This window comes from Chryseobacterium sp. S0630 (genome assembly GCF_024158915.1).
Lineage (GTDB): Bacteria > Bacteroidota > Bacteroidia > Flavobacteriales > Weeksellaceae > Chryseobacterium.
This window is the reverse complement of sequence record NZ_JAMZGF010000003.1, coordinates 100,336-124,119: the sequence shown is the minus strand read 5'-3', so window position 1 is coordinate 124,119 and position 23,784 is coordinate 100,336. Positions and strand designations below refer to the sequence as shown.

25 protein-coding genes are annotated in these 23,784 nt (G+C 34.1%); 20 read left to right on the top strand and 5 right to left on the bottom strand.

Features of this window, described 5'->3' with window-relative positions; all coding sequences use genetic code 11:
• Window positions 1-138: 138 nt before the first annotated feature.
• The 6 genes from NK356_RS02330 (at window position 139) to NK356_RS02305 (ending at window position 6,608) form a co-directional block, all read left to right on the top strand.
• Window positions 139-1,632 (top strand): BspA family leucine-rich repeat surface protein, encoded by a 1,494-nt coding sequence (locus NK356_RS02330; RefSeq protein ID WP_253316167.1) that lies wholly within the window; start codon window positions 139-141, stop codon window positions 1,630-1,632.
• Window positions 1,633-1,790: 158 nt separating this feature from the next.
• Window positions 1,791-2,948, top strand: coding sequence for an alpha/beta hydrolase-fold protein (locus tag NK356_RS02325; RefSeq protein WP_034697905.1), 1,158 nt, complete (start codon window positions 1,791-1,793; stop codon window positions 2,946-2,948).
• Window positions 2,949-3,026: 78 nt separating this feature from the next.
• Window positions 3,027-4,019, top strand: a complete 993-nt coding sequence (locus NK356_RS02320) for a phosphotransferase (protein ID WP_253316166.1) — start codon at window positions 3,027-3,029, stop codon at window positions 4,017-4,019.
• Window positions 4,020-4,029: 10 nt separating this feature from the next.
• Window positions 4,030-4,818 carry a DUF2625 domain-containing protein gene (locus NK356_RS02315; RefSeq protein WP_253316165.1) on the top strand — a complete coding sequence of 263 codons (789 nt, stop codon included), beginning with the start codon at window positions 4,030-4,032 and terminating at the stop codon, window positions 4,816-4,818.
• A 99-nt stretch (window positions 4,819-4,917) separates the two neighbouring features.
• Window positions 4,918-6,156, top strand: a complete 1,239-nt coding sequence (locus tag NK356_RS02310; protein ID WP_253316164.1) for a hypothetical protein — start codon at window positions 4,918-4,920, stop codon at window positions 6,154-6,156.
• A gap of 155 nt (window positions 6,157-6,311) precedes the next feature.
• A complete protein-coding gene (locus NK356_RS02305) occupies window positions 6,312-6,608 on the top strand; it encodes a hypothetical protein (RefSeq protein WP_253316163.1) in 297 nt (98 codons plus the stop codon).
• A 151-nt stretch (window positions 6,609-6,759) separates the two neighbouring features.
• On the opposite strand, the gene NK356_RS02300 is transcribed toward NK356_RS02305, so the two are convergent.
• Window positions 6,760-7,167: a GNAT family N-acetyltransferase gene (locus tag NK356_RS02300; protein ID WP_034697894.1), complete on the bottom strand. Its 408-nt coding sequence runs from the start codon at window positions 7,165-7,167 to the stop codon at window positions 6,760-6,762.
• Window positions 7,168-7,189: 22 nt separating this feature from the next.
• Complete coding sequence (locus tag NK356_RS02295; protein ID WP_034697891.1) at window positions 7,190-7,525, bottom strand: antibiotic biosynthesis monooxygenase; 336 nt, start codon at window positions 7,523-7,525, stop codon at window positions 7,190-7,192.
• 94 nt (window positions 7,526-7,619) lie between these two features.
• Here NK356_RS02295 and NK356_RS02290 point away from each other — a divergent pair, with 94 nt between their 5' ends.
• From NK356_RS02290 to NK356_RS02270, 5 genes are all read left to right on the top strand, one after another.
• Entirely contained in the window at window positions 7,620-8,396 is a 777-nt protein-coding gene (locus NK356_RS02290) for an aminotransferase class I/II-fold pyridoxal phosphate-dependent enzyme (protein ID WP_253316162.1), read from the top strand.
• A complete protein-coding gene (locus NK356_RS02285; RefSeq protein ID WP_253316161.1) occupies window positions 8,314-9,078 on the top strand; it encodes a PLP-dependent aminotransferase family protein in 765 nt (254 codons plus the stop codon). Before NK356_RS02290 ends, NK356_RS02285 begins: the two co-directional genes overlap by 83 nt.
• A 141-nt stretch (window positions 9,079-9,219) precedes the next feature.
• Complete coding sequence (locus NK356_RS02280) at window positions 9,220-9,672, top strand: hypothetical protein (protein WP_253316160.1); 453 nt, start codon at window positions 9,220-9,222, stop codon at window positions 9,670-9,672.
• A gap of 978 nt (window positions 9,673-10,650) precedes the next feature.
• Window positions 10,651-11,046 carry a VOC family protein gene (locus NK356_RS02275; protein WP_253316159.1) on the top strand — a complete coding sequence of 132 codons (396 nt, stop codon included), beginning with the start codon at window positions 10,651-10,653 and terminating at the stop codon, window positions 11,044-11,046.
• Between the two features lie 197 nt (window positions 11,047-11,243).
• The gene (locus tag NK356_RS02270; RefSeq protein ID WP_034697871.1) at window positions 11,244-12,113 is read left to right on the top strand and encodes a DMT family transporter; all 870 of its coding nucleotides are present in this window, start codon (window positions 11,244-11,246) and stop codon (window positions 12,111-12,113) included.
• 116 nt (window positions 12,114-12,229) lie between these two features.
• Here the strand turns inward: NK356_RS02270 and NK356_RS02265 are convergent, their stop codons facing one another.
• Entirely contained in the window at window positions 12,230-12,973 is a 744-nt protein-coding gene (locus NK356_RS02265) for a YdcF family protein (protein WP_253316158.1), read from the bottom strand.
• A gap of 666 nt (window positions 12,974-13,639) precedes the next feature.
• On the opposite strand from NK356_RS02265, the gene NK356_RS02260 reads away from it, so the two are divergent.
• On the top strand, window positions 13,640-14,401 hold the full coding sequence (locus NK356_RS02260; protein ID WP_253316157.1) for an O-methyltransferase: 762 nt from the start codon (window positions 13,640-13,642) through the stop codon (window positions 14,399-14,401).
• 599 nt (window positions 14,402-15,000) lie between these two features.
• Here the strand turns inward: NK356_RS02260 and NK356_RS02255 are convergent.
• Window positions 15,001-15,240 carry a SymE family type I addiction module toxin gene (locus tag NK356_RS02255; protein WP_034697863.1) on the bottom strand — a complete coding sequence of 80 codons (240 nt, stop codon included), beginning with the start codon at window positions 15,238-15,240 and terminating at the stop codon, window positions 15,001-15,003.
• Between the two features lie 150 nt (window positions 15,241-15,390).
• Here NK356_RS02255 and NK356_RS02250 point away from each other — a divergent pair, with 150 nt between their 5' ends.
• From NK356_RS02250 to NK356_RS02215, 8 genes are all read left to right on the top strand, one after another.
• Window positions 15,391-15,813 (top strand): helix-turn-helix transcriptional regulator, encoded by a 423-nt coding sequence (locus tag NK356_RS02250; RefSeq protein WP_253316156.1) that lies wholly within the window; start codon window positions 15,391-15,393, stop codon window positions 15,811-15,813.
• Between the two features lie 79 nt (window positions 15,814-15,892).
• Complete coding sequence (locus NK356_RS02245) at window positions 15,893-17,302, top strand: P-loop NTPase fold protein (RefSeq protein WP_253316155.1); 1,410 nt, start codon at window positions 15,893-15,895, stop codon at window positions 17,300-17,302.
• A gap of 224 nt (window positions 17,303-17,526) precedes the next feature.
• The gene (locus NK356_RS02240) at window positions 17,527-19,641 is read left to right on the top strand and encodes a carboxy terminal-processing peptidase (RefSeq protein ID WP_253316154.1); all 2,115 of its coding nucleotides are present in this window, start codon (window positions 17,527-17,529) and stop codon (window positions 19,639-19,641) included.
• Window positions 19,642-19,791: 150 nt separating this feature from the next.
• Window positions 19,792-20,118, top strand: a complete 327-nt coding sequence (locus NK356_RS02235) for a helix-turn-helix transcriptional regulator (protein WP_034697852.1) — start codon at window positions 19,792-19,794, stop codon at window positions 20,116-20,118.
• Window positions 20,119-20,302: 184 nt separating this feature from the next.
• On the top strand, window positions 20,303-20,767 hold the full coding sequence (locus tag NK356_RS02230) for an SRPBCC domain-containing protein (RefSeq protein WP_034697850.1): 465 nt from the start codon (window positions 20,303-20,305) through the stop codon (window positions 20,765-20,767).
• Between the two features lie 297 nt (window positions 20,768-21,064).
• Entirely contained in the window at window positions 21,065-21,643 is a 579-nt protein-coding gene (locus NK356_RS02225; RefSeq protein ID WP_034697843.1) for a YdeI family protein, read from the top strand.
• An 18-nt stretch (window positions 21,644-21,661) separates the two neighbouring features.
• Window positions 21,662-22,060 carry a DoxX family protein gene (locus NK356_RS02220; RefSeq protein WP_253316153.1) on the top strand — a complete coding sequence of 133 codons (399 nt, stop codon included), beginning with the start codon at window positions 21,662-21,664 and terminating at the stop codon, window positions 22,058-22,060.
• Between the two features lie 134 nt (window positions 22,061-22,194).
• Entirely contained in the window at window positions 22,195-22,749 is a 555-nt protein-coding gene (locus NK356_RS02215) for a DUF4256 domain-containing protein (protein WP_034697838.1), read from the top strand.
• Window positions 22,750-22,759: 10 nt separating this feature from the next.
• Here the strand turns inward: NK356_RS02215 and NK356_RS02210 are convergent, their stop codons facing one another.
• Complete coding sequence (locus tag NK356_RS02210) at window positions 22,760-23,722, bottom strand: hypothetical protein (RefSeq protein WP_253316152.1); 963 nt, start codon at window positions 23,720-23,722, stop codon at window positions 22,760-22,762.
• Window positions 23,723-23,784 lie beyond the last annotated feature (62 nt).

Here is a 23,784-nt window from a genome sequence, read left to right as displayed (position 1 = left end):
AAAGAGGTCATAACTTTTAATACGACGAGTTCTGTCGCTGTGCGTAAGTACCTTTGTATTAGAGATAAGATAAAGAATCCCGGGAAATTAATTGTCTTACTAAACCCAATTTTAACCTAACAAAACCTCTTTTAATCTATGTGTAAAAAACAACTAATAATCATTTTTCTTCTTTTATTTTGCATTTCCTATGCGCAGAATGAATTTACTACCATCTGGAAACCCAATGCAAACGGCATTATCGATCATTCCATAAGGTTCGGCGGCACAGGAACCGATTACACCATTCACTGGGAAGAAGTAGGATATCCTGAGCATAACGGGATGTTTGATTATGTAACCTCTAGCAGCAATGAACCTATGCTCATCTATTTTGGGCCATCATTCCATCCAGATCCTCTGCAGGCCACTTACGAATTAAAAGTATTCAGCGGTAACGGATTATTTTACGGGTTCAGGGCCAATACGGGCACTATACCTCCCGGAGGAAATCAGGAACTTATAGAATTGAGTCAGTGGGGAAATACGACATGGCTTCAGCAATTCGACAGAGCATTCGCCAACTGTCCCAATCTTAACGTAACGGCTGCAGATACTCCAGATATGACACAGATAACCAGTTTATCACAAATGTTCCTTAACTGTTCATCTTTGACAGGCCATACTTCATTTTCTTATTGGAATCCATTCCGTATTACGGACATGAGCGGTATGTTCAGCGGAGCAACTCTGTTTAATCAGAACATCGGAAACTGGGATACGTCAAAAGTAACCAATTTCAGCAGCATGTTTTCCTCTGCGTCTTCTTTCAATCAGGATATTTCAGCCTGGAACACAACATCCGGAACTGATTTCTCATCTATGTTTTCAGATGCCATAGCTTTCAACCAGCCATTAAATTCATGGAACACAGAAAATGCTACTAATTTCCGCTATATATTCTATAATGCGAAAGCATTTAATCAGCCGCTTAATAACTGGAATACAGGTAAAGTAACAGATTTTGAGCATATGTTTGAAAATGCAGTATCATTCAATCAGCCCATCGGAAACTGGGATGTAAGTAAGGCTGATTATTTTGCCGGATTTAATATGTTTGCAGATGCTTCACATTTTGACCAGGATATTTCTGCGTGGAATATCCAGCTTCAGAACTTCAGCTGGAATTCAATCTATTTCGGATTTAAAAATGCCGGCTTATCATGTACAAATTACAGCAATTTTCTCATCGCTCTGAATAGTAATCCTACATGGACGAGCTCAACCATAACATCCGGAACTATAGATGCAACAGGATTGGTTTATTCTACACCGCAAGCGATGCTGGCGAGAGCCCAACTGATCAACAAAGGGTTTAATATTATTGGAGATTCCTATATTTCCGGCTGTTTTCTGTCAACAAGAGAAGTTTCCCCAAAAACGAAAACTTCCGCGTATCCTAATCCAACGACAGGAGTGATCAACGTGGAATCCTCAGTAGACGAAAATGTTTATTTATATGATAATAACGGTAACCTCATTAAAAATATATTATTTAGAAAAGGGAAAAACACCATCGATCTTACTGAATATCCTTCAGGAGACTATATCTTTAAAGGTGATACTTTTTTCAATAAAATCACTAAGCAATAGTAGAACAGCAGAAAGGTTAGCTATTTAAATTTAGCTCCAAAGTAATTGTACTTTGGAGCTTTTTATGGGTAAAATCGAAAAAACATTCCCATCATTGCAAATTTTATATAAACACAATCCGTAAATTTGAGTCTTAACTGATATTTACACCAATTGCCATGATAAAAAAGTATTTACTCTTTCTTTTAATTTTCACTTCAGCAACTTCTTCACTGCTTGCCCAGAATTATGAAAGATATAAAATACTAAAAGACACAACATTAAAATCAACAAGTCTTGGATTTGAGAAAAAGATTTCTGTAATGGTGCCCATAGAATGGCAAAAGAAGTCCGGGAATAAATTCCCATTAATCATTGTATTTGATCGGCAAAATAAAAGAAGTAATCATTATATTCTCAATACAATTGACTATTTAACGAGTAATGAACAAATTCCTTCCTCTATCATAATAAGCGTTGAATCAGAACAAAGATACCGCTATCTTGAAACACAGTATAAAATTTCTGATCCCAACGGCCTTGCACTGGAGAATGAAAAATTTATATTTGACCAACTCATCCCATTAGCTGAAAGAGAGTACAAAGCCTCTGCTTTTAGAGTGTTAATCGGTCATTCCAGATATGGATATTTTACAACCTCATTATTGAATTCCAGAATAAATGACTTGAATGGAATTATTTCTATGAGCCCGTTTTTTACTCAGAAAAATGTTGACTTAACAGATTCTATAAGCCAATTCAATAAGCGCTCTTTTCATACAAAAAAATATTATCGCTATGGAATCGGAAACGATTATCCCGAAGATTTCGTGAAAATGGATTCCATCATTAAGAAAATTAACAATCCCTTTCTGGATATGAAAGGATATGAGTTTAAAAAAGCAGATCATAATGCAACGCCAGGTTTACTTATTAATACAGCTCTTTACGAGATATTTGAAGATTGGTCTGCCATTCAGTCGAAGTATATATCAAATAAGCAAACAGACTTGAGCATCAAATCATCTTTGGATAAAGAAATACGATCCAATTACGGTGTTAATCTAAATTTTTCATTGGGTATTTTAAATGGAAAAGGATGGGCATTTTATAATGAAAAACAATATGACAAAGCTATTCAGGCATGGAAAATCCTTATAGATTCTTATCCAAATTTTTCAGAGGCTTATTTAAATATTATAAAGGCTAAAATCTTACTGCAACAGGATTATTCTGCAACTGTCAAAGAATTCAATATTTCATTAGCAAATTCTGAATTTTATAAAGAAAAGGAAAAGAAGGATTTAGAAATCGAATTGCAGGAAATAGCTAAATAAACGGATGTAATATGTGTAAAATCGAAAAATGTTAACGAAATTGCACAAACTATATAACCAGCTACGAACGAGAATTACATGACAGAGAAATTTCCTACAATAAACAGTACACTTTCACCTGATAGACTTGGTCAACTTATTCAAGAAAAGTATGGACTAACCGACAAAACAGAATGCAGCATTTTCCGGCTTGCGATGAACCATTTATACATCGTTCATGATGGCGAAAACAAATACGTTTTTAGAGTGTGCACCCATGATTGGCGAACTGAATTAGAAATTCAAGAAGAACTAAGACTTCTCAATCACCTGAAAGAAGCAGACCGACAAGTTGCTTTTCCCATAGCAGATCAATCAAACAAGTTTATCCAGAAAATAGAAGCTCCGGAAGGAACAAGATTTGGCGTTTTATTTTCATATGCTAAAGGTATAAAAACAGCAAAATTCTCACCCGAAACCAGCTTTCTGATTGGACAAGCATTAGCTAAAGTTCATCAATCAACAGAAAATGTAGAACTGATGAGAATGTCTTACAATGCTCAAAACCTTCTCAAGAACCCAGTTATAAGGACAAAAAAATTCTATAGTAAAAACACTACCGAAATTGAATTTTTAGAAAATCTTTCCAATTTTTTAACGCTAAAGTTGGAAAATGCAGACCAACAGAACATGAGATATGGAGCGGTTCATCTTGATGTGTGGTTTGATAATTTACACATTGATAACGAAAAAGAAATCACATTCTTTGACTTTGATTTTTGTGGTAATGGTTATTTATGCTTTGATATTTCTTATTTTCTATTTCAGCTATTTACAACCCATTTGAACCAAGAGGAATATGAGGCAAAAGCAGATAGCTTTATAAAAGGGTATGAGACCATAACTAAAATTACTCCCGAAGAAAAAAAGTTTTTACATTACGCATGTCTGGCCATTATGAACTATTATATAAGTGTTCAGTGCGACAGATTTGAATATTGGACCAATATTTTCCTGAATGAAGATCATTTAAAAAGAATGGTAGGGAACTTAAAACGATGGATTGCTTATCATAAAATTGAGATAAAATAATGACAGAAAAATGTATACAACTAACTATCATTTTAGAAAACTAAACAGCATGATAAAATGTTTGACAATTATTATATTATCCTTATTCTCATTAACAACTTATGGACAAACAAAAATGCGCTCTATTGATGAATTAATAAACGATAAAGATCCAGGCTGGATTCTTGTAAAAGAATGGATAGACACCGCAAAAAATAAAGTGGAAATATTGCCAGTAGATAGCAACAAAGCAAAGGATGCTTTATATAAAACCCAAGTTACAACCAAATCTCCAATGGGTTCAATTGTATACATGACAGGGGGACTTTTTGTTGATAATGGCTGGATAAGAATTCTTGGTTCAGGTAGTGAGAAGCTAAGCAGGTCATTGCCGGAATGGAATAGAGGAAAAACATTTGAGGATTATGGACAGCCAATTCCATATCTTTTAATTGCTGACGATGCAATAGGAGGTATTTTCATTCTGAATGGCGGAGGACTTGGAAACGATTTAGGAAAAGTGTATTATTTGGCACCAGATAATTTGGAATATGAACCTCTTGATATTACTTACACGGAATTTCTGAATTTTTGTTTTAATAAAAATCTTGATGAATTTTACAAAGAATACAGATGGGCAAATTGGAAAAAAGATGTAGCAAAACTTAAAGGCGACCAGGTATTCAGCTTTTTTCCTTACTTATGGACAGAACAAGGTAAGGATATTAGTAAAGGATCGAAAAAGGAAGTTCCAATTGAAGAAAGTTACAAGCTAACTCTTGAATTTAGAAAGAAGCTTGGATTTGATACAGAGAAATAAATGATAGAGCTTTTAAATTTCACCCAAAATATATCAAAAACGATCTGAAAATTTATATGATTAATGCGAGCTTTTTTATCTTAAATAAATATTATTAATATGGATACAAAACCGGTCACTTTTCCCAATCTAGGAAAGCACAATGCTGTACTACGTTTCCTGCATTTGTTTGTTATTTCTTATGGGTATCTTTTTATTTTTACCTCTCAGTTTTCACCTTTAGCAGGAATACACAAGAGTGGAGTCTTGTGGTTGTGTAAAAATGTTTTTCAGCAAACACAGGTAGAATATATTACAATGACTGGCAGCGGCGATACTACATTAGATTATTGGGTAGTGATTGTAAATATTGGCTTAGCGGTAATGGCTGCACTCATTATACTTCTTGCAGATAAAAAACAACGGACATTTAAAGATCTTCATTGGTTTACGGTAGTAGTAGCACGCTATTATGTAGCCATGATAATGCTTTCGTACGGTTTTGCAAAGCTACACGACGGACAGTTTCCTGCAAATTCAATTGGCAGACTGGAAGAAAAAGTTGGAGATATGTCACCAATGGGGATGGTATGGACTATGATGGGAACTTCCAGTGGTTATACATTTGTTTCCGGATTGTTGGAAGTTATGGGTGGACTTTTGCTTCTTTTCAGGAGAACCAAAACTTTTGGTGCGCTTTTTTCCATGACAGTGATGATTAATGTAGCTCTGTTGAACTTTTTCTATGATGTGCCGGTTAAAATATTTTCCAGTCATATTGTTTTGCTCTGTCTCTTCATTGTAAGCGGTGATGCAATGGCTTTATATCGTTTTTTTATCTTGCATCAGCCATCACAATTACGTTTTCAAAAAAGAACATTTGACAAAAAGTGGAAGAGTATTACAGTTATTGTATTCAAATGGCTTGTAGTAGCATTTTTCATATTAAGTTCTTCATCAGCACTGTTTTATACAACTCCGACTACTCCGATGGAAAGCGCTTATATTGTGGATAAATTTATCATAAACAACCAGGAAATACCATGCAACGATTCCATTGGCTGGAAAAAAATATTAATAAGTTCTCCAAGCCGGACAAAAGTAATCCTGAACAATGACAGTACTAAAGCGTTTCAGAGTGTTTTAGATACTGAAAAGAAAACACTTATGCTTCGTAAAATAGATCATCAAGACCTATATGCTTACCTGCATTACAATATTCAAAAAGATAGTATCATTTTTACTGGAAACAAGGGTCGTGATTCTGTAAAAATAAAAACAATAAGAAAGAAAAAGGAAGATTATCCTTTAAACAAAAGGAATTTTCATTGGATTAATGAATATCCGTTTAACAGGTAAGAGATATTATATGAAATCATTTTTTATAATTGTTGAAGATATCAGAGAATCAAGTAAGAAGCTTAAAAGTGAAAACAGGAATAACAATTTGGCTACTAATTTATTTATACGATTTTTTAGAATAATAAAGTACCTAAATTTCAAAAAACGATAATATGACAGAAAATTATATTCAATATACTGACGGCTATCAAAAAGACAATATTGATGAAAAGGATATAATAAAAGCTATATCAGACATTCAATTAATGGATGAAGAGCATGGAGCATTTTGGGTTTCAGTTATAACTGATAATGAAAATGTAATTGAAGTAAATAAAGATTTATCACTTTTCGTAATTTTTGAAGGAAAACAAACCAGATATCAGGCTACAGATTGGAACGAAGTCACAGAACTTTATAATTTACTATTGCTTGAAAAATTTGATACAATAACTGCTAGAATAAAATAACGAAATCAAACAATTCTCAATTAAAATTTCTTAGCCCACTTTCTGGAATTAATATTTCGGCTGGTATAAAAAAACAATATAAATAAGTGATTATACTTAAAAGAAGACATGTACTAAAATTACATGTCTTCTTATTTTCCGGGGTATTTCATTATTTCAAATCCTCCACATTGTTCAGTATATAGCACTGTTCCCACTGTTTCATCCCGATTTTAGGATAGTAGCCTACAGCTTTTGGTGCTGCCAATAGAATCAATGTAGCTTTTGGAGTGTGTTCTTTTGTCAATCGGATTAATTCTTTTCCAATGCCTTTCTTTTGATAATTCTCATCTACAGCCAGATCCGAAAGATAAGTACAGAAGGCAAAATCGGTTAAGGATCTTGATATTCCAATCAATTTCCCATTATCCCGGGCTGTTGCAATAAGATTGGCATGCTGTAGCATCTCTGTTATTCTTTCTGGTTCGTTGACGGGACGTCTTTCTCCTAATGTAGAGTTTACCAAAACCTGGGTAAATTCTTCTATTCCAATGTTTTCTTCAATTTGATACGTAATCATTTTTTATTTTTTTATTATTATTTTAAAAGATATTATCTGTAGGCGCTTCCTGTCTTTCAGACATTCCATAATCCCGTATGACGGAAGCTACACGCAGTCTGTAATCTTCAAACACAGAATTCCGCCCTGTCTGTTGTGCTTTCCTGTGCGTGGTTCTGTTACGCCATTCTTTTATACTATTTTCATCTTCCCAAAAGGACAGGGAGAGGATTTTTTTTGGGTCTACAAGACTTTGAAACCGTTCAATCGAAATAAAGCCAGGAATCACTTCCAGCTCAGATTTTAGTGATCTCGCTATATCCAGATATTCATCTTTCTTTCCTTCTTCAGGTACGACTTCAAATATTACAGCTATCATACTTTTAATTAAAATTTATTTGATTCACAGGACAAAATTATAGGTAATTTGGACTACATTTGTATACCAGATTAAACATATAGAGTAGTCCAGAATGTTTCCGTTTGAACATATCATCAATATTGATAAAGAAAAAAAGCTTCCTGTTTACAGACAGATAGCCATCTCTATTATTAATGCGATAAGAAATGGTAATTTAAAGGCTGGAATGGCTCTTCCCGGCACCAGAGAACTTGCAAAAACACTGGGTATACATCGTAAGACGGTAATTGCGGCATATGAAGAACTCAATGCCCAGGATTGGATCTTGATTATTCCCCGAAAACAGGTTAGAGTATCTGAACATATTCCAACTTTAAAACCTCAAAAGTGGAACGCTCAAGATTCATCTGTATCCTATGAAAACAGTTTTAATCTTCCGCTTCATATCTCAAAGAAAGATCCGTCACAACAGGAACTGACTGCTCTTCCTGAGACTTTCATTGATGATGGACATCCTGATATTCGGCTTTCTCCTATAGATGAGCTATTGAAAATTTACCGTAGCTATACATCAAGAAGCTTTAGCATTAAAAAAGCAGTTGTCGGGACAACTCAAGGTACACTAAAACTAAGAGAAGAGTTATCGAGATATCTATCAGCAACAAGAGGTCTGAATATTTCCACTGATAACCTATTGATTACCCATGGTGCACAAATGAGCATTTATCTGGCGGCTCAATTGCTTTTACAGGCAGAAGATATTATTATTTCCGGAAAACCAGGATATCCTATGGCAAACAGTGCTTTTGAAAAAAACAAAGGCGTCTGTGATAGAAGTTCCTGTAGACGAAAATGGACTGGACATCAATGCTCTAGAAAAAATATGTAAAAAGAAAAAAATAACTGCTGTATACCTCATTCCTCATCACCATTATCCTACAACAGTCACTTTGAGCGTTGAAAGAAGAATGAAACTGTTGGAGCTTTCCAATCAATATTCGTTTGCTATTATTGAGGATGATTACGATTATGATTATCATTATTCCTCCTCACCATACCTGCCTTTGGCAAGTGGAGCTCATAAGGGGAATGTCATTTATATAGGTTCATTTTCAAAAATATTGGGTTCTTCCATTCGTATTGGTTTTATGGTAGCTCCTAAAAATTTCATTCAGGAAGCGGTTCTTCTAAGAAAAGCAATAGATGTAGGAGGGGATGGATATATGCAAAATGCATTAGCAGAATTGATTAAAAGTGGTGATTTGGGAAGATACCTGAAGAAAGCCAAAAAATCTTACCATCAACGCAGAGATTACCTGAATATACTTTTGCAACAGCATCTGAGGCCGTATATCTCTTTTACTTTACCAGACGGAGGTCTGTCGGTGTGGATACAGCTAAAAGATTCCTACAGTGTTAATACATTGAAAACCCATTCACAATTGAAAATCAAGCAAATAGATGAAGAAGAGAATGCTTTTCGATTAGGTTTTGCTTCAAAGAATGAGAAAGAACTTGAAGATGCCGTTTTACTTATAAAGAAAATTCTTACAAATAGTTATTCAATATGATTATTTAATTTAAAAACAAAAAATTCGTCAATCCAATGAAAACCTAGTATAATTTCTTTTTTGTGATCTCTTAACAATCTAATTATCAAAATAAATTTTATATTAGTAGAATAATAACCATCTAAATTAAATACAGAAAATATGAGAAACACTATTTATACTTTGTTATTATTATTTTTATTCGTAAACGTGAATGCTCAGGAATATTCAAAATTAATAAATGAAGCTAATAAATTATATGAATCAAAAGATTATAAAATGTCTGCAGATTTATATGATAAGGCTTTTAAAATCGAAAGCGAAAATCCAAGTCACTTATATAATGGTGCGTGTTCATCTTCTTTAGCAGGAAATACAAAACAAGCATTTCAATGGTTGAACTTATCAATAGAAAAAGGCTGGACCAATCTAAAGCACTTAAATTCTGATACTGATTTAGAAAATTTGCATTCAAAAGATCCTGACAATGTAGATAAAAGAAGAACAGAAGTTGGCTTAGATCCAATTTCTAACTATATTAAAAATTGGGATTTAGTTTGGGACGTTGAAAAGTATAAAAGAGAATTACCTGAATTAGAAAAATTAAATAAATAAAAAGCTGCTTACAACAGCTTTCAAAAATGTCGGATTAAGGCTTAATATAAAGATTCCTTATAAAGATTCCTTAATCCGACATTTTATTTTGTAGACTGTAAAATGCAAGAGATTAAAACGTGGGATAGAGAGTTTATTATGCTTGAAAATCTGGTGCAATAATCGAAAGTGTAAAATAATGAAATTTAACATGTTCTGTGAATCTTTGAAACCAAAACAATATACAATTTAACATAATATAAATTATAGGATTTTTATTGTTCAGCTGAAACAGAAGAATAACCACCTCAGAATCCCTTATTTTCAATAATTCCCGGACCAATATTCTATAACGGATTCTAAGGACTCTTCTTACCCATAAATCTGTCAGTAAATTTTTTGAGCTTGCCTTCATTTTCAATTTTATGACCATGGTCAGGTTGTTCTGATCAGGAACAGTTGTGCAGGCAAAAAAATAATCCGGATATCTGTAAGAATAAAATTTACAGATAAAATCCATCTCTGTGCCTTCTACGATTTTTTTTATTTCATATTCCTCTACAAGTTCTTCATCATCCTCTGAGTTTTCCTTAAAAGGCGTGAAAATACAATCTCTGAAAAAATATTGGCTGTACGGCATTTAATGATCAGAAAAATAATATTTCTCCAAAGTCAAAATAATTGGGTTTTATTGCGCTTTGTATTGACAGCCTGGTTTGAAAGAAATTTGTAGTGAAAATTAACCCTTGTCAAGGTTTTGAACCTTGACAAGGGTCTTTCGGTCTATCGGTTTTTTCGTCCTTCGGACTTTCTCTCTTTCAATCTTAAATTACAATCCAATTTTCACATATTATGTTAAATTATCCGACGGAAAATCTCATAGAAAAACCATCTTATCCAGAATATTCATATTCTCCTGAAAATACAAAATCTTGCCACATGACAGTTTTTATGATCCTGAAACAGCCTACCTTTATCCTAACCAAAAAATAAAATCGTATGAAACCTAAAATGATCTGGGCCAATCTGGCCGTAACCGACCTTGAGCGCACACAGAAATTCTATACTGAGCTGGGATTCAAACCCAATAACCCCCACAGTTCCAATGAGCTGGTAAGTTTTTTTGTGGCTGGAAATGAATTGATTATTCACTTTTTCTTAAAAAATGTCATAAAAAACAACCTGAAAAGCATGAAATTTGGTGATCCACAAAGTTCTAACGAAATTATATTTACCCTTTCTGCAGAAAGCAAAAATCAGGTGGATGAATGGGCTGAAGAAGTAAAAAATGCCGGAGGAACCATTGTTTCAGAGCCTGAGAGCTTTGGAGAAAATTACTACGGTTTTGTATTTGCAGATCCGGATGGACACAAGTTCAATGTATTTTTTATGTAAACTTTCAAAATATTTTTCCCTATATTTGACATTCAACAGATCAATATGAACCGCTCGAACTGTCTGCCTCCTCCGGCACCTTAATATTTTCAATTTAATTTGAAGCGTACTCTTGTCGTTAACTTATTAACGACCCAGTTTATTGTGCTTCACATTCTAACAAAAATATTAATTCCAATTTTACAGTTCATTCTCTAATGAAAAAATCATATTTATTATTACATCTGGCCGTAATTCTGGCCGGATTTACAGGTGTATTCGGGAAATTGATCACTCTTAACGAAGGTTTGCTGGTCTGGTACAGACTCCTCTTCTCCTCTATTATTTTGTTCTTTATTATAAAGCTCTTGAAAATCCCAACGGATATTCCTTTGCGGGGAAAAATTCAGATTTCAAAAGCCGGCTTACTGCTTACGTTACACTGGCTTCTTTTTTATGCCAGTATAAAATATGCCAATATCTCCATTGGTGTGGTATGCTACTGCCTGACAAGTTTTTTCACTGCCGTATTCAAACCTATTCTTGATAAGGAGAAATTCAAGCTTTCAGAATTACTTCTCAGTACGCTGACCATCGTAGGAATCAGTTTAATATTTCATTTTGATACTTCCTATCAGCTTGGGATTATATTAGGCGTCTTTTCATCGGCATTCGGGGCTTTGTATACGATTTATAACAAACGTCTGGTGAGTCATTTTGATACCAAGGTCATCAACTATTATCAGATGATTGCCGGTACTTTATGCTGGGGAGCGTTTTTGCCCGTATATCTCCTCTATTTTCAGTCAGATAGCATAGTTCCTGACTTAAAAAACACGGCTTATTTGGGCGTTTTATCGCTTTTTTGTACCGTTGGCTTATACGTAATGTTTGCAGAGGTTTTGAAGAAAATTCCGGCGTTTACAGTCAATTTAACATACAATCTGGAGCCCGTGTATGCTATTATTATGGCGTTCTTATTTTTCGGAGAAAGCAAAGAAGTCAATCTTTCGTTTTATATAGGATTGGTGTTTATTATTGCTTCTGTGGTTTTGCAGACGGTAATTTCTATTAAGAAAACAAAATAAAAATCAAAGCTTTTTAAACCAGAACCGGACACTTAAATTAACTAAGTGTCCGGTTTTTATATAATAGTTTTAAATAACTATCCATTCAATCCCAGGCTATTATACAGCTGCACCTGCTATATTCCCAATACTTCTTTTAGCATCACAAAAGTAAATGCCGCATTATAGCTGTTAGGAAATACAGTAATTTCAGTATCTATAAAATCTGAGGCTTGTGGAACAGGGTTTAATCCAAATGTCTGAAACAAAGCCATAGACCTTTTCATATGAAATCCGGAAGTAACAAGGTATACATCAGAAGGAGCCATCTGCTGCAAGATCTTGCTGGAATATTTTGCATTTTGATACGTATTCATGCTTTTATCTTCTTTAATGATATCAGCATCTGATACGCCCATTCTTTTAAAATTTTCACTGAATAATTCTGCTTCACTTTTGTGGCCTCTACCTTTTCCGGAAATCAGTATTTTACAAGGCAGATTATTGGTCTTGTATTCATGATACAGCTGATAAGCCGTTACCATTCTGGAATAAGACATGGTATGCAGCTTTTCTGTGTGTTCAAAATCTACAACTCCACCACCTAATACAACAATAACGGGATTTTGAGGAGCTCTATTTTTAGTCACCACAGTGTTTACATAATTTTTCTGCAGATATCCGGAAGTCAGTTTTCCCAGAAAGCCATTTCCTATAAAAATGATCATTAAAACAGCAAAAAAGCCAACTCCTATTCTCAGATTCTTACGCTTGTTTTTTCTTTTGAGCAAAGCAATGATAACTACTGCAAGAAATACTAAAAAATAAGGTTCTGTAAAAAGCTGAACAACACGGAATAAAAGGTCTAATAAAAATTTCATTTTCGAATACTATTGATTAATGCCGGAAGGCATAGAAGCACCAAAGATAGGGCAATTTCCTGAGTATAGCTTTCCACAGCCATAGACCATTGAAAATTATCCTGATAATTTCGTCTTATTTTTCTTTCTGTTTATACAATTATTTTATACATTTGCAACCATCAAACAACACACTTTTTAGTGTGTTAACGAAAAAGCAAAATACCTACCCTAGTGAAAAAGCAGAATAGTATAGCCGTTTTTATGACCGTACTCCATATATTTTTGGACAGACATTTTTGTAAAGAAAAAAGCAAAAACTCTTCCTCCAATATAAAGAAATGATTTCTCCTTTAAACAGTTGAAAATCAAAAACATTATCTTTTGCGAATCAAACAGATCCTGCAAGTTATCGCATAAACATCTGCCTAATCACCAAAATCTGAGAGCAACTCTCCCGGCACTTCACCTCGCCCACTCATAGACTTACCTAATATTCTAAATTAAAGCAAATCAATGCTTTAAAATTTTATTTTTACATTAAAATAAGATCTTTCACTGATTAATTACCAGACTCCATTTATTAAAAAATCTTAAACAGATTTACTCTTAAAATTAATATTGCCTCAATGCAATATGGTTTTTAATAGGATACATTTGTCTTGTAACTTTAATACAATCAATGAAATGTCAACAGTTCTCAAAACATTTGTAGCTTATCTTAAAAGACCTGCTCTTTATCCTGAACTGGGCAGAAAAATCATTAAAAATACGGTAAGCAGAAGAAGTCCGTTCAAAGGAAAAGCAAAAACAAATTCATGGGCTGCCTCCATTGCAGTTTCCCAAAAAGAAGCAGTTTCCAGACTTTTTTCTATGAATACAGATCATTTCAGATCTACCTATGCTGATATCCTGGAAAAAGCCAGCATAAAAGAAAAAGAATGTCCTATTACAATGGGAGGTCCTGGAGCTTTGGAGCTTATTTACTATGCATGTGAATACACCAAAGCACAAAATGTTCTTGAAACAGGTGTGGCTTATGGATGGTCTTCTCTGGCCATATTGCTTTCGCTTCAAAAAAGAAATGGTACACTCTATAGCTCAGATATGCCTTATCTTGCTCAGGATGGTGACCAGTATGTGGGATATGTTGTTCCGGAAAACCTTAAAAAATATTGGCAGCTATTCCGTTTTGCAGACAGAGAATCATTACCTAAAATTTTTAAAAAAGTTTCCTCTTTTGATGTATTCCACTATGATTCTGACAAAAGTTACCACGGAAGAATGTGGGCTTATCACCAAATTTATAAAAGATTGAAGCCTGGTTCCGTCTTTATTAGTGATGATATTGGTGACAATTCTGCTTATCAGGATTTTTGTATCAAAAAAAACATTAACTCTTCTGTTGTAGAATATAATGGAAAATACATCGGCATTTTTATAAAATAAATAAAATATCATAAGAAACTAGCCATTGATAAATTCTTAAACCATTAAGAATAGATAAGTAATTAAGAATATTAAGAGAATATCTAAAGACATTCTAAAGCGCAACCCTTCATTCAAATTGATTTGAATCTTAACTTTACTTAAAGCCTTAAGTCATACTTAATGGTTTAAAAAATATCCTCCCACAGATCAAACAGATATCGCAGATTATCATACTCTAAAAAAGATCTGCGTAATCTCCAAAATCTGCGAGAAACTATCATCCGCTTCATCAGGCAAGTTCACTTGCCCATCCTTAACCACCTTAAAGTATAAAATACTTTATTTGAAAACTTTACGTTAAAAAATCAAAACTAAAATAAAGAATTTGAAACATTAAGAATAGATAAGTAATTAAGAATATTAAGGGAATATCTAAAGACATTCTTAAAACACAACCCTTCATTCAAATTTATTTGAATCTTAACTTTACTTAAAGCCTTAAGTCATACTTAATGGTTCAAAAAAATAATCTCCCGCAGATCAAGCAGATATCGCAGATCATAAATCTAAAAAAAATCCGCGTAATCTTAAAAATCTGCGAGAGACCATCAAAAAAATCATACTGATCCTTCATAATCCACTTCCCTTTCCAGGATAATCTGGTTTCTGCTCACCGTCACCAATATTTTATCTCCTGCCTTAAAACCACATTGCTGTACCCACTTCCCTGCTATTCTTATTTCGGGGAAGTATACTATTTTGCCATACGCTCTTGAAAACGATTTGAGGAAAACCGTAAGGTAACGATTGTTCAGTTCATTATATTTGCTGCTGTTCATTCTTCTTTTTCTTTTCATATGTGTTATTTTTCTACAAATGAAGGTATAATAAGAAGGATAAACCATCTGAGGAAAGGATATTTTATTCTGAAAGAGGAATATTTTAGAATAGTATTTATTTTAAAACAGCGCTTTATTTTTTTGATCTAAAGCTTTATATTTGTTATTATGAGTTACACAGATATGCAAAATAAAAAAATACACCAAGGTAGAAATATAAAGCGTTTCCGCGAAATGCTGGGCATCAAACAGGAAGCATTGGCTTTTGAACTGGGCGACGACTGGAACCAGAAGAAAATCTCCCTTTTAGAGCAAAAAGAAACCGTAGAATCTGATATTCTGGCGCAGGTAGCTCAAATCTTGAAAGTTCCTGCGGAAGCAATTGAGAATTTTGATGAGGAATCCGCAATTAATATCATAGCAAATACTTTCCACGACAGCGCCGTTGCAAATACTTTTAGTGACGGTGGACAAGCAAATTTCCATTGTACTTTCAACCCTCTTGATAAGATGGTTGAGCTTTATGAGCGCATGCTTGAGCAGCAGAAGGAGATGATTGAGAAGTTGGAGAGGTTGATTGAGAGGAAGTAATTTGATTTATATTTATACTCATTTCCAATAATTATAAAAGCTAAAACTATTTTATAAAAAATAAGAAGACATATTTATTATGAAAATCAAACACCGTGAATTGGAAATTAAACAAGATGCTCCATTTGCAAATTGTCAACTAGAAAGAGAACAATATGCTGAAGCACTTACTAATATTGTTGAAATATATTCTGATGGTTTTGTATTGGCAATAAATAATGAATGGGGAAGTGGTAAAACTACTTTTGTAAAAATGTGGCAACAGCATTTAAAAAATAATAATTTTGAAACAGTTTATTTTAATGCTTGGGAAAATGATTTTGACAGCAATCCTCTTATTGCTATAATGTCAGAATTAAAACTCCTAATTAATACTAAAAATAAGGATGCCTTTAATTCAGTTATTAAAAAAGGAGCTTTAATAACAAAAAATATATTACCTGCTTTACTTAAAGCTGTTGCAAAAAAATATATTGATACAGATGAGTTAATAGATGCAATAGAAAATACGACAAAAGGCGCTACAGAAATTTTTGAGGAAGAAATAAAAGAGTACGCGAATAAAAAAGATTCTATAATAGATTTTCGTCAAGAACTTGAAAAATTTATTAGTAAAACAGAAAGCCCTAAGCCTCTAATATTTATAATAGATGAATTAGATCGTTGTAGACCAAACTATGCAGTAGATGTACTAGAACAAATGAAGCATTTCTTCTCTGTTTCAGGTATTGTATTTGTTTTGTCAATAGATAAAACTCATTTAGCTTCCTCCATACGTGGTTATTATGGTAGTGAAAATATTAATACAGACGAATATCTTAGGAGATTTATAGACTTAGAATATTCAATACCTGCTCCATCTAGTAAGATTTTTTGCAAATATTTATATCAATATTATGGCTTTGATGAGTTCTTTTCTTCTGATGAAAGAAAAAGGTACTCCCTTTTCAGGGATGATAAAAATTCTTTCTTAAAAATTTCTGAAATACTTTTTAACAAAAGTAATTCAACATTAAGGCAACAAGAAAAAATATTTGCACACAGTCGTTTAGTTTTGAAATCATTCAAACCCAATAGTTATACCTTTCCACACCTCTTCTTCTTTCTTTTATTTATAAAAAATTTAGATATTATTTTTTATAAAAAAATTGAAAACAAATCATTAACATTACAAGAATTAAGTGATTCATTTGCTAATATAATGGATTCTATTGATGATTCTGATCATTCTTTAAATCTTATTTATATTCAGGCATTATTATTAGTATTTTATAATAATTCTTTTGATTATAACACACGGGAAGAGTTGATATCAACTGATACTGAAGGTAGAAATTTTACACTAATTTCATCTAAACTGGAAAATCATAAAAGACATTCAAAACTTCTGTATTGTATTGTGGATGTTATTCGTAGTAGTGATTATGGACATACTTCACTTAGTTATCTTCTTAAAAAAATAAACCTCACTGAAACTCTTAAAATTTAATTGAAATAAAATTAACTAACATTAATTATAAAAGAAACCTTAAACTTATCTTAAAATCTCACTCCACAACTACTTATTATCAATATTTTTCATACATTCACATGATTTTATAAAAGCATATTGAAAACTCTTGTTTACTGCTATTTTCAATCATTAAATTAAAAATAGATCAATTAATAACAACAAAACAAGCATAGTTTTCAATTAAAAGCACAATCAGAAATATGTTGAAAAATTTTAGAACCGTTCGTTTATTACTTCTTCTTCCGCTTACATTTTTCGTGTTCGGTTTCCGCCCTCCCCTCAATGAAGAAGAAAAGATGCAGATCATCATGGTCAATACAAAGAATATTTTGTCTTATCTGCATTACAGCCCCAAACCTATTAATGATGCGTATTCAAAAGAAGTGTATAAGCAGTATTTTGAATCAATAGATCCTACAAAAACCTATTTCCTGCAATCTGATATGGATGAGTTTCGTAAATATGAAACCAAACTGGACGATTATCTGAACACCGGAGATTTGACTTTTTATAAACTGACAGTCGATAAATTGTATCAAAGGATTGATGAAATTGATAAAATGACCAAAGACATTTTCAGTAAACCCATCAATCTGGAAGAAGATGAAATACTGACTTTAGAGCCCAAACTGAAAAATGCACCTGCCAATAAGCAACAACAGTACAATGAATGGAGGAAATATGTGAAATACAATATTCTGCAGGAGATAGAATCCATGAACAGGAAAAGCGAAGAAAAGAAGAAGAAAGATTCTGATAATAAAGAAAACAACAGTAAGCCTGAAGTCCTGAGCCAGGATGAAAAGATAAAAAAAGCGACAGAAAATGTTAAAGATCTTCTGGAAGAAAAATTTATCAGATTCAGAAAAAGGCAAAAAATGGATTGGTTTACCGTATACATCAATGCGTATACTCATATTTTCGATCCACATACCAATTATTATTCGCCGCAGGGAAAGAAAGATTTTGATATGGATTTCAAAGGAAAGATCATCGGGATAGGTGCCGTGATTCAGGAGAAGAAAGGAAACCTCTATATCGGTACATTATCCATTGGAGCTCCGGCATGGAAGACCAAGCAGCTGACTGAAGGTGATAAGATCTTAAAAATAAAATCTACTCCGGATACTGATCCTGTAAATGTTGTAGATATGCTTTCCAGCGAGGCTATCAAATTAATCAGAGGTGAAAAAGGAACGCCAATCACTTTAACCGTACAGAAAAAAGACGGAACGATTCAGGATGTAACCATAATCCGTGAAGAAATATCGATTGAAGATACTTTTGCTAAGAGTATTATCATCAATGCATCCGATAAAAAATACGGACTTATTAATTTACCTAAGTTCAATGCCGATTTTGAAGATAAAGATGGCAGAAATGCTTCTGATGACATTAAAAAAGAAATCATCAAGCTTAAAGAACAAAATATCCAGGGAATTGTTTTGGATCTTAGAGGGAACTCTGGCGGTTCTTTATCTGAAGTTGGTGATATTATGGGGCTTTTCATGGATGCAGGCCCTTATGTGCAGGTGAAGGACGGAAATGGAAAGATTACCACTTTAAAAAATAAAAACGAAGCTCCCATCTGGAATGGTCCACTTGTGATTCTGCAGAATGAATTGTCTGCTTCCGCAGCAGAAATTTTAGCCGGTGTGATGCAGGATTACGGAAGAGCAGTTATCATGGGCTCTCCTGTTTCGTATGGAAAAGGAACGGTACAGGTATTTGTAGATTTGAACAGGTTTTTAAATACTGAGGAAGATTTTGGTTCCATAAAACTAACCATTCAGAAATATTATAGAATCACCGGAGAGTCTACACAGAGAAAAGGAGTAAGCTCAGATATCCAGATGAAAGATATCTTTTCTTATGCAGACATTGGTGAAAAATATGACGACTATGCCTTAGCCTGGGATAAAATACAGGGAACAAGCTTTAACAGACAAAACTTTTTCAATATCCAGGCTTTGCAGAAAGTAAGTGCAGATAGGATTGCTAAAAATGATAATTATAAGCTATTACTTGAATATGCCCAATGGAAAGAAAATCTGGGTAAGGAAAAAACAGTGCCTTTGAGCATTCAGAAATATAGCGATCTGATGAAGCAGAGAAAAACTCAGGATGATAAATTCAAAGGATTAAAAACATTAGAAAGCGGTCTTACATTTACCATGTATCCAAAGGATATCGAAAGAGAAAAAAATGACGCAGCATTCAAAAACAAATCGGAGGTATGGATTAAAAATCTGCAAAAAGACCTCTATCTACAGGAAGCCATAAATATAGTTGAAGATCTGGAAGTAAGATCTTAAGCATACTTCCCTATTTTCATATAAAAATTCAAAGCTCAACAATGTATTTCATTATATTGTTGAGCTTTTTTCATTACAATCAAAAATTTATTACAAAATATTTGCGTAGCTGAATAACTACATTTATATTTGTAGTCAAATAACTACACGATGAATTTAAGAAGAGATGTATTTCAGGCGATAGCAGATCCTACAAGACGATCTATATTGATATTGGTAGCGACACAGTCGATGACAGCGGGAGCCATTGCCTCCAATTTTGATACGGCAAGACCCACTGTTTCAAAGCATCTCCAGATCCTTACAGAATGTGAACTGCTGCGATCTGAACAAAACGGCAGAGAAATTATCTATCACCTAAATCCCAATAAAATGAAAGAAATAGCCGATTTTATAGAACCTTTCCGCAAAATGTGGGACGAGAAATTCAACAAGCTGGAAAGTGTGATGAAAGCGTATCAGAATAGAGAAGCGTGATGCAAAGTGCGAGATACGTATTTCGGGGTATTGGGGTTTCGCAGGGCAGGTTCCGAGATAGATTGGATAAATGAATTGCAATTTAAAATAACTCGACCCTCGTAAACACAAAAACCCGGATCTCGCATCCCGAACCCTCAAACTCTAATACTCTAATACCCTCAAACTAAAAAAAAACCAAAATATGGAACTTAAAACAAAAATCCACGCAGAAGACGGAAAACAGGAAATCTTCATCATCAGAGAATTTGATCTTCCCGTAGAACTTCTTTTCAAAGCGTATACAGAAGCTGAATTGTTCGAGCAATGGATGGGAACGAAAGTAACCCAATTTGAAAATAAGCAACATGGAAGTTACCGCTTCGAAACATCAAATCCTCAGGGCGATGTGGTTTTCAGTGCCAATGGAACGATTCATGATATTGTTCAGAATGAGAAAATTATAAGAACTTTCCAGATGGAAAACACCCCTTTTCCGGCTCAGATCGAGTTTTTAGAATTTGAAAAATTAACGGATACCACCAGCAAAATCACAATCCAAACCATTTATAAATCTGTAGACTTCAGAGATCAGCACCTGAAAATGCCTTTTGCACAGGGGATTAATATGGCGCATAATCGTTTGCAGGAGATATTAGGTAGCAGGTAGCAGATAATAGGTTATAGGAAATATTTAAATCAAAAATACGAGATACGAGGTTCGAGGTTTATATACTACCCTGAATAACCCGAATCTCGCATCCCGAAACTCTCCCACTCTAATACTCTCAAACCCTCTAACCTAAATAACCCGAATCTCGCATCCCGCATCCCAAAACTCTCCCACTCTAATACCCTCAAACCCTCTAACCTAAATAACCCGAATCTCGCATCCCGCATCCCAAAACCCTCCCACTCTAATACTCTCAAACCCTCTAACCTAAATAACCCTCAAACATACCACACAATGAATCCAAAAGTTAATTTTTTCTTCGAAAATGCCGGACAATGGCAGGAAGAATTTGAAAAATTAAGAGCTATTGCCCTTAGTACTGAGCTTGTAGAAGATCTAAAATGGGGCTGTCCCTGTTATACCTATGAAGGGAAAAATATTTTCCTGATTCATGGTTTTAAAGAATATTGTGCGCTGCTCTTCTTTAAAGGAGCTTTGATGAAAGATCCTGACAATATCCTGATTCAGCAGTCTAAAAATGTACAGGCCGCAAGACAGATTCGTTTTACTGAGGTAGCGCAAATTAATGATTTGGAGGAAGTTCTTCGCTCTTATATGTTTCAAGCCGTTGAAATAGAAGAATCAGGTGCTAAAGTGGAAATGAAGAAAACAAAAGAGTTTGAAATGGCTGAAGAATTTCAAGAGAAACTGGATCAGAATCCTGCATTACAGGAAGCTTTTAAAGCATTAACTCCCGGAAGGCAAAGAGCCTATCTACTCCACTTTTCTTCTGCCAAACAGTCCAAAACCCGTGAAGCACGCATTGAAAAATGCATTCCACAAATCATGGACGGAATAGGTTTAAACGACTAATTATATAAAAAAACAATCATGAACACACCACAACCATCACAAAAAAGAACAAAAATCATCTATTGGATATTCACCCTTTGGATGGCTTTGGGAATGGTTTCAACAGCCATTGTCCAACTGATGAAAAACAAAGATGAACTGGCTAATTTTACCAATCTCGGCTACCCTTCTTATCTGATGACTATCATCGGAGTCTGGAAAATTCTGGGCGTTATTGCCATCTTAATTCCTAAGCGTCTGCTTTTAAAAGAATGGGCGTATGCAGGATTTTTCTTTGTCATGTCAGGCGCTGTAATTTCCCATCTTATCGTTGGTGACACGGCAGGACGAACTTTTCCAGCGGTATTATTATTGGTATTGGTTCTTATTTCCTGGTATTTCAGACCTGTAGAAAGAAAAATTACTATTACTGATTAATAATTTTATAGATTAACGGTCAGAAATTTTATCGCAGATAAAATCCTTGCGTCTTTAAACAAGCCATTATTAATAAAATTTGCGTCTTCGCGATTTCCAACAACAACAATCAACATAACAAAATAAAATTTGACATGAAAAATAAACTGACCCAGGAACAAATCAACGAACTTTTGAAAACACTAAAAGCCCGTTTCGAAAAAAATATGAACCGTCATAAAGACCTGAAATGGGAAAAAATCCAGCAAAAACTGGAAGCCAATCCCGAAAAGATCCGGTCTTTATACGAAATGGAAACCACAGAAGGTGAACCCGACGTGGTAGATTATAATAAAAAAACGGATGAATACTCCTTTGTTGATTGCTCTCCCGAAAGTCCCAAACGCCGAAGCTTATGTTATGATTATCCTGCCTGGGATGCCAGAAAAGCCAACAAACCGGAAAGCAATGTCATTGATACCGCTTCTGAAATGGGCATTGAACTTTTGACAGAGGAAGAATATCGTCATCTTCAGGAATTGGGGAAATTTGATCTGAAGACTTCAAGCTGGATCAAAACACCATCGCATATCCGTGAACTTGGAGGCGCTATTTTCTGTGACAGACGATACAATACTGTATTTACTTACCACAACGGTGCAGATTCTTATTATGCAGCAAGAGGCTTCAGAGGAGCATTAAAAGTATAAAGGGGAATTATTAACTGGGATCTCCCAACCAGGGAGATTCCACACTCCAGAAAATAATGTTAACGCCAAGATATTTTTCAGCATATTCTGTAAATTCTTCTTTTGTAAAAGGTTTCTTCGTTTTCGGGTTTTTATACGTCAGCGTCGGCTCCTGAACGGCCATGGCAACCAGAGAAAGCTTTCCTTTGTATTGATTAAAAAAAGGATAAGAATTTTTCATTTGTGCTTCTTTATCCGGAACAATATCGGGTCCACCCAATCCGATATTATTTTTATAAGCAAACTCGAACAGTCTGGACATATACTGGTGATCATTTTCCCATTCACACGGAAAGAAATTGACATATTGCAATACGTAAGACTGGTGGAAAGCAGTTCTTGCAAATTTTAAATTTTCCAATTCGGCCTGAAAATAACGGTCGCAGCTAAAGCCTGTTTTGTCTTTTTTCATATCAATATCTATCGCTGTTTCCGGAAGATTAATCCCTTGAATTTTTCCATCAAATTTCTTTGCCAGCTCTCCTATCAGTTTCTGAAATCTCATTCGGACCGCTGGATTCCATTGCTGGGTAGCCCAACCATTTCCAACAGGTTTATTTTCACCCGGATTATCATACTGAGGAACCAATCCTCCTGTATACTCTTTATCTTTCAACACATACTCAGGGATATATTTTGCCTGTGGCTCAAAAAATCTGTCCTGAAGCTGGATAAATAGTTTTTTGTTGAGGCTCGTCAGATAATTCAGATCTTTCTCAATAACAGAAAAATCATATACATCTTTTGATGTTTCCAAAGCCTTCCAGTTGTAGACAATCTGTACTCCGCCAATATCTTTACGGGTAATCATCTTTTCAATTCCATGCAGATCTCCCGAGGAAGTATAAATATAATTCTGAGGAGTCTGCCCCTCCACAAAATATAAACATAAAATAAATAATCCTAAGGTCAACACTTTAGCTATCTTTTTCATTAAAATCAATTTTAAAAAGTAAATCATTTTCCGTGCCTAAAAACATTAGACATTTTTAAGAG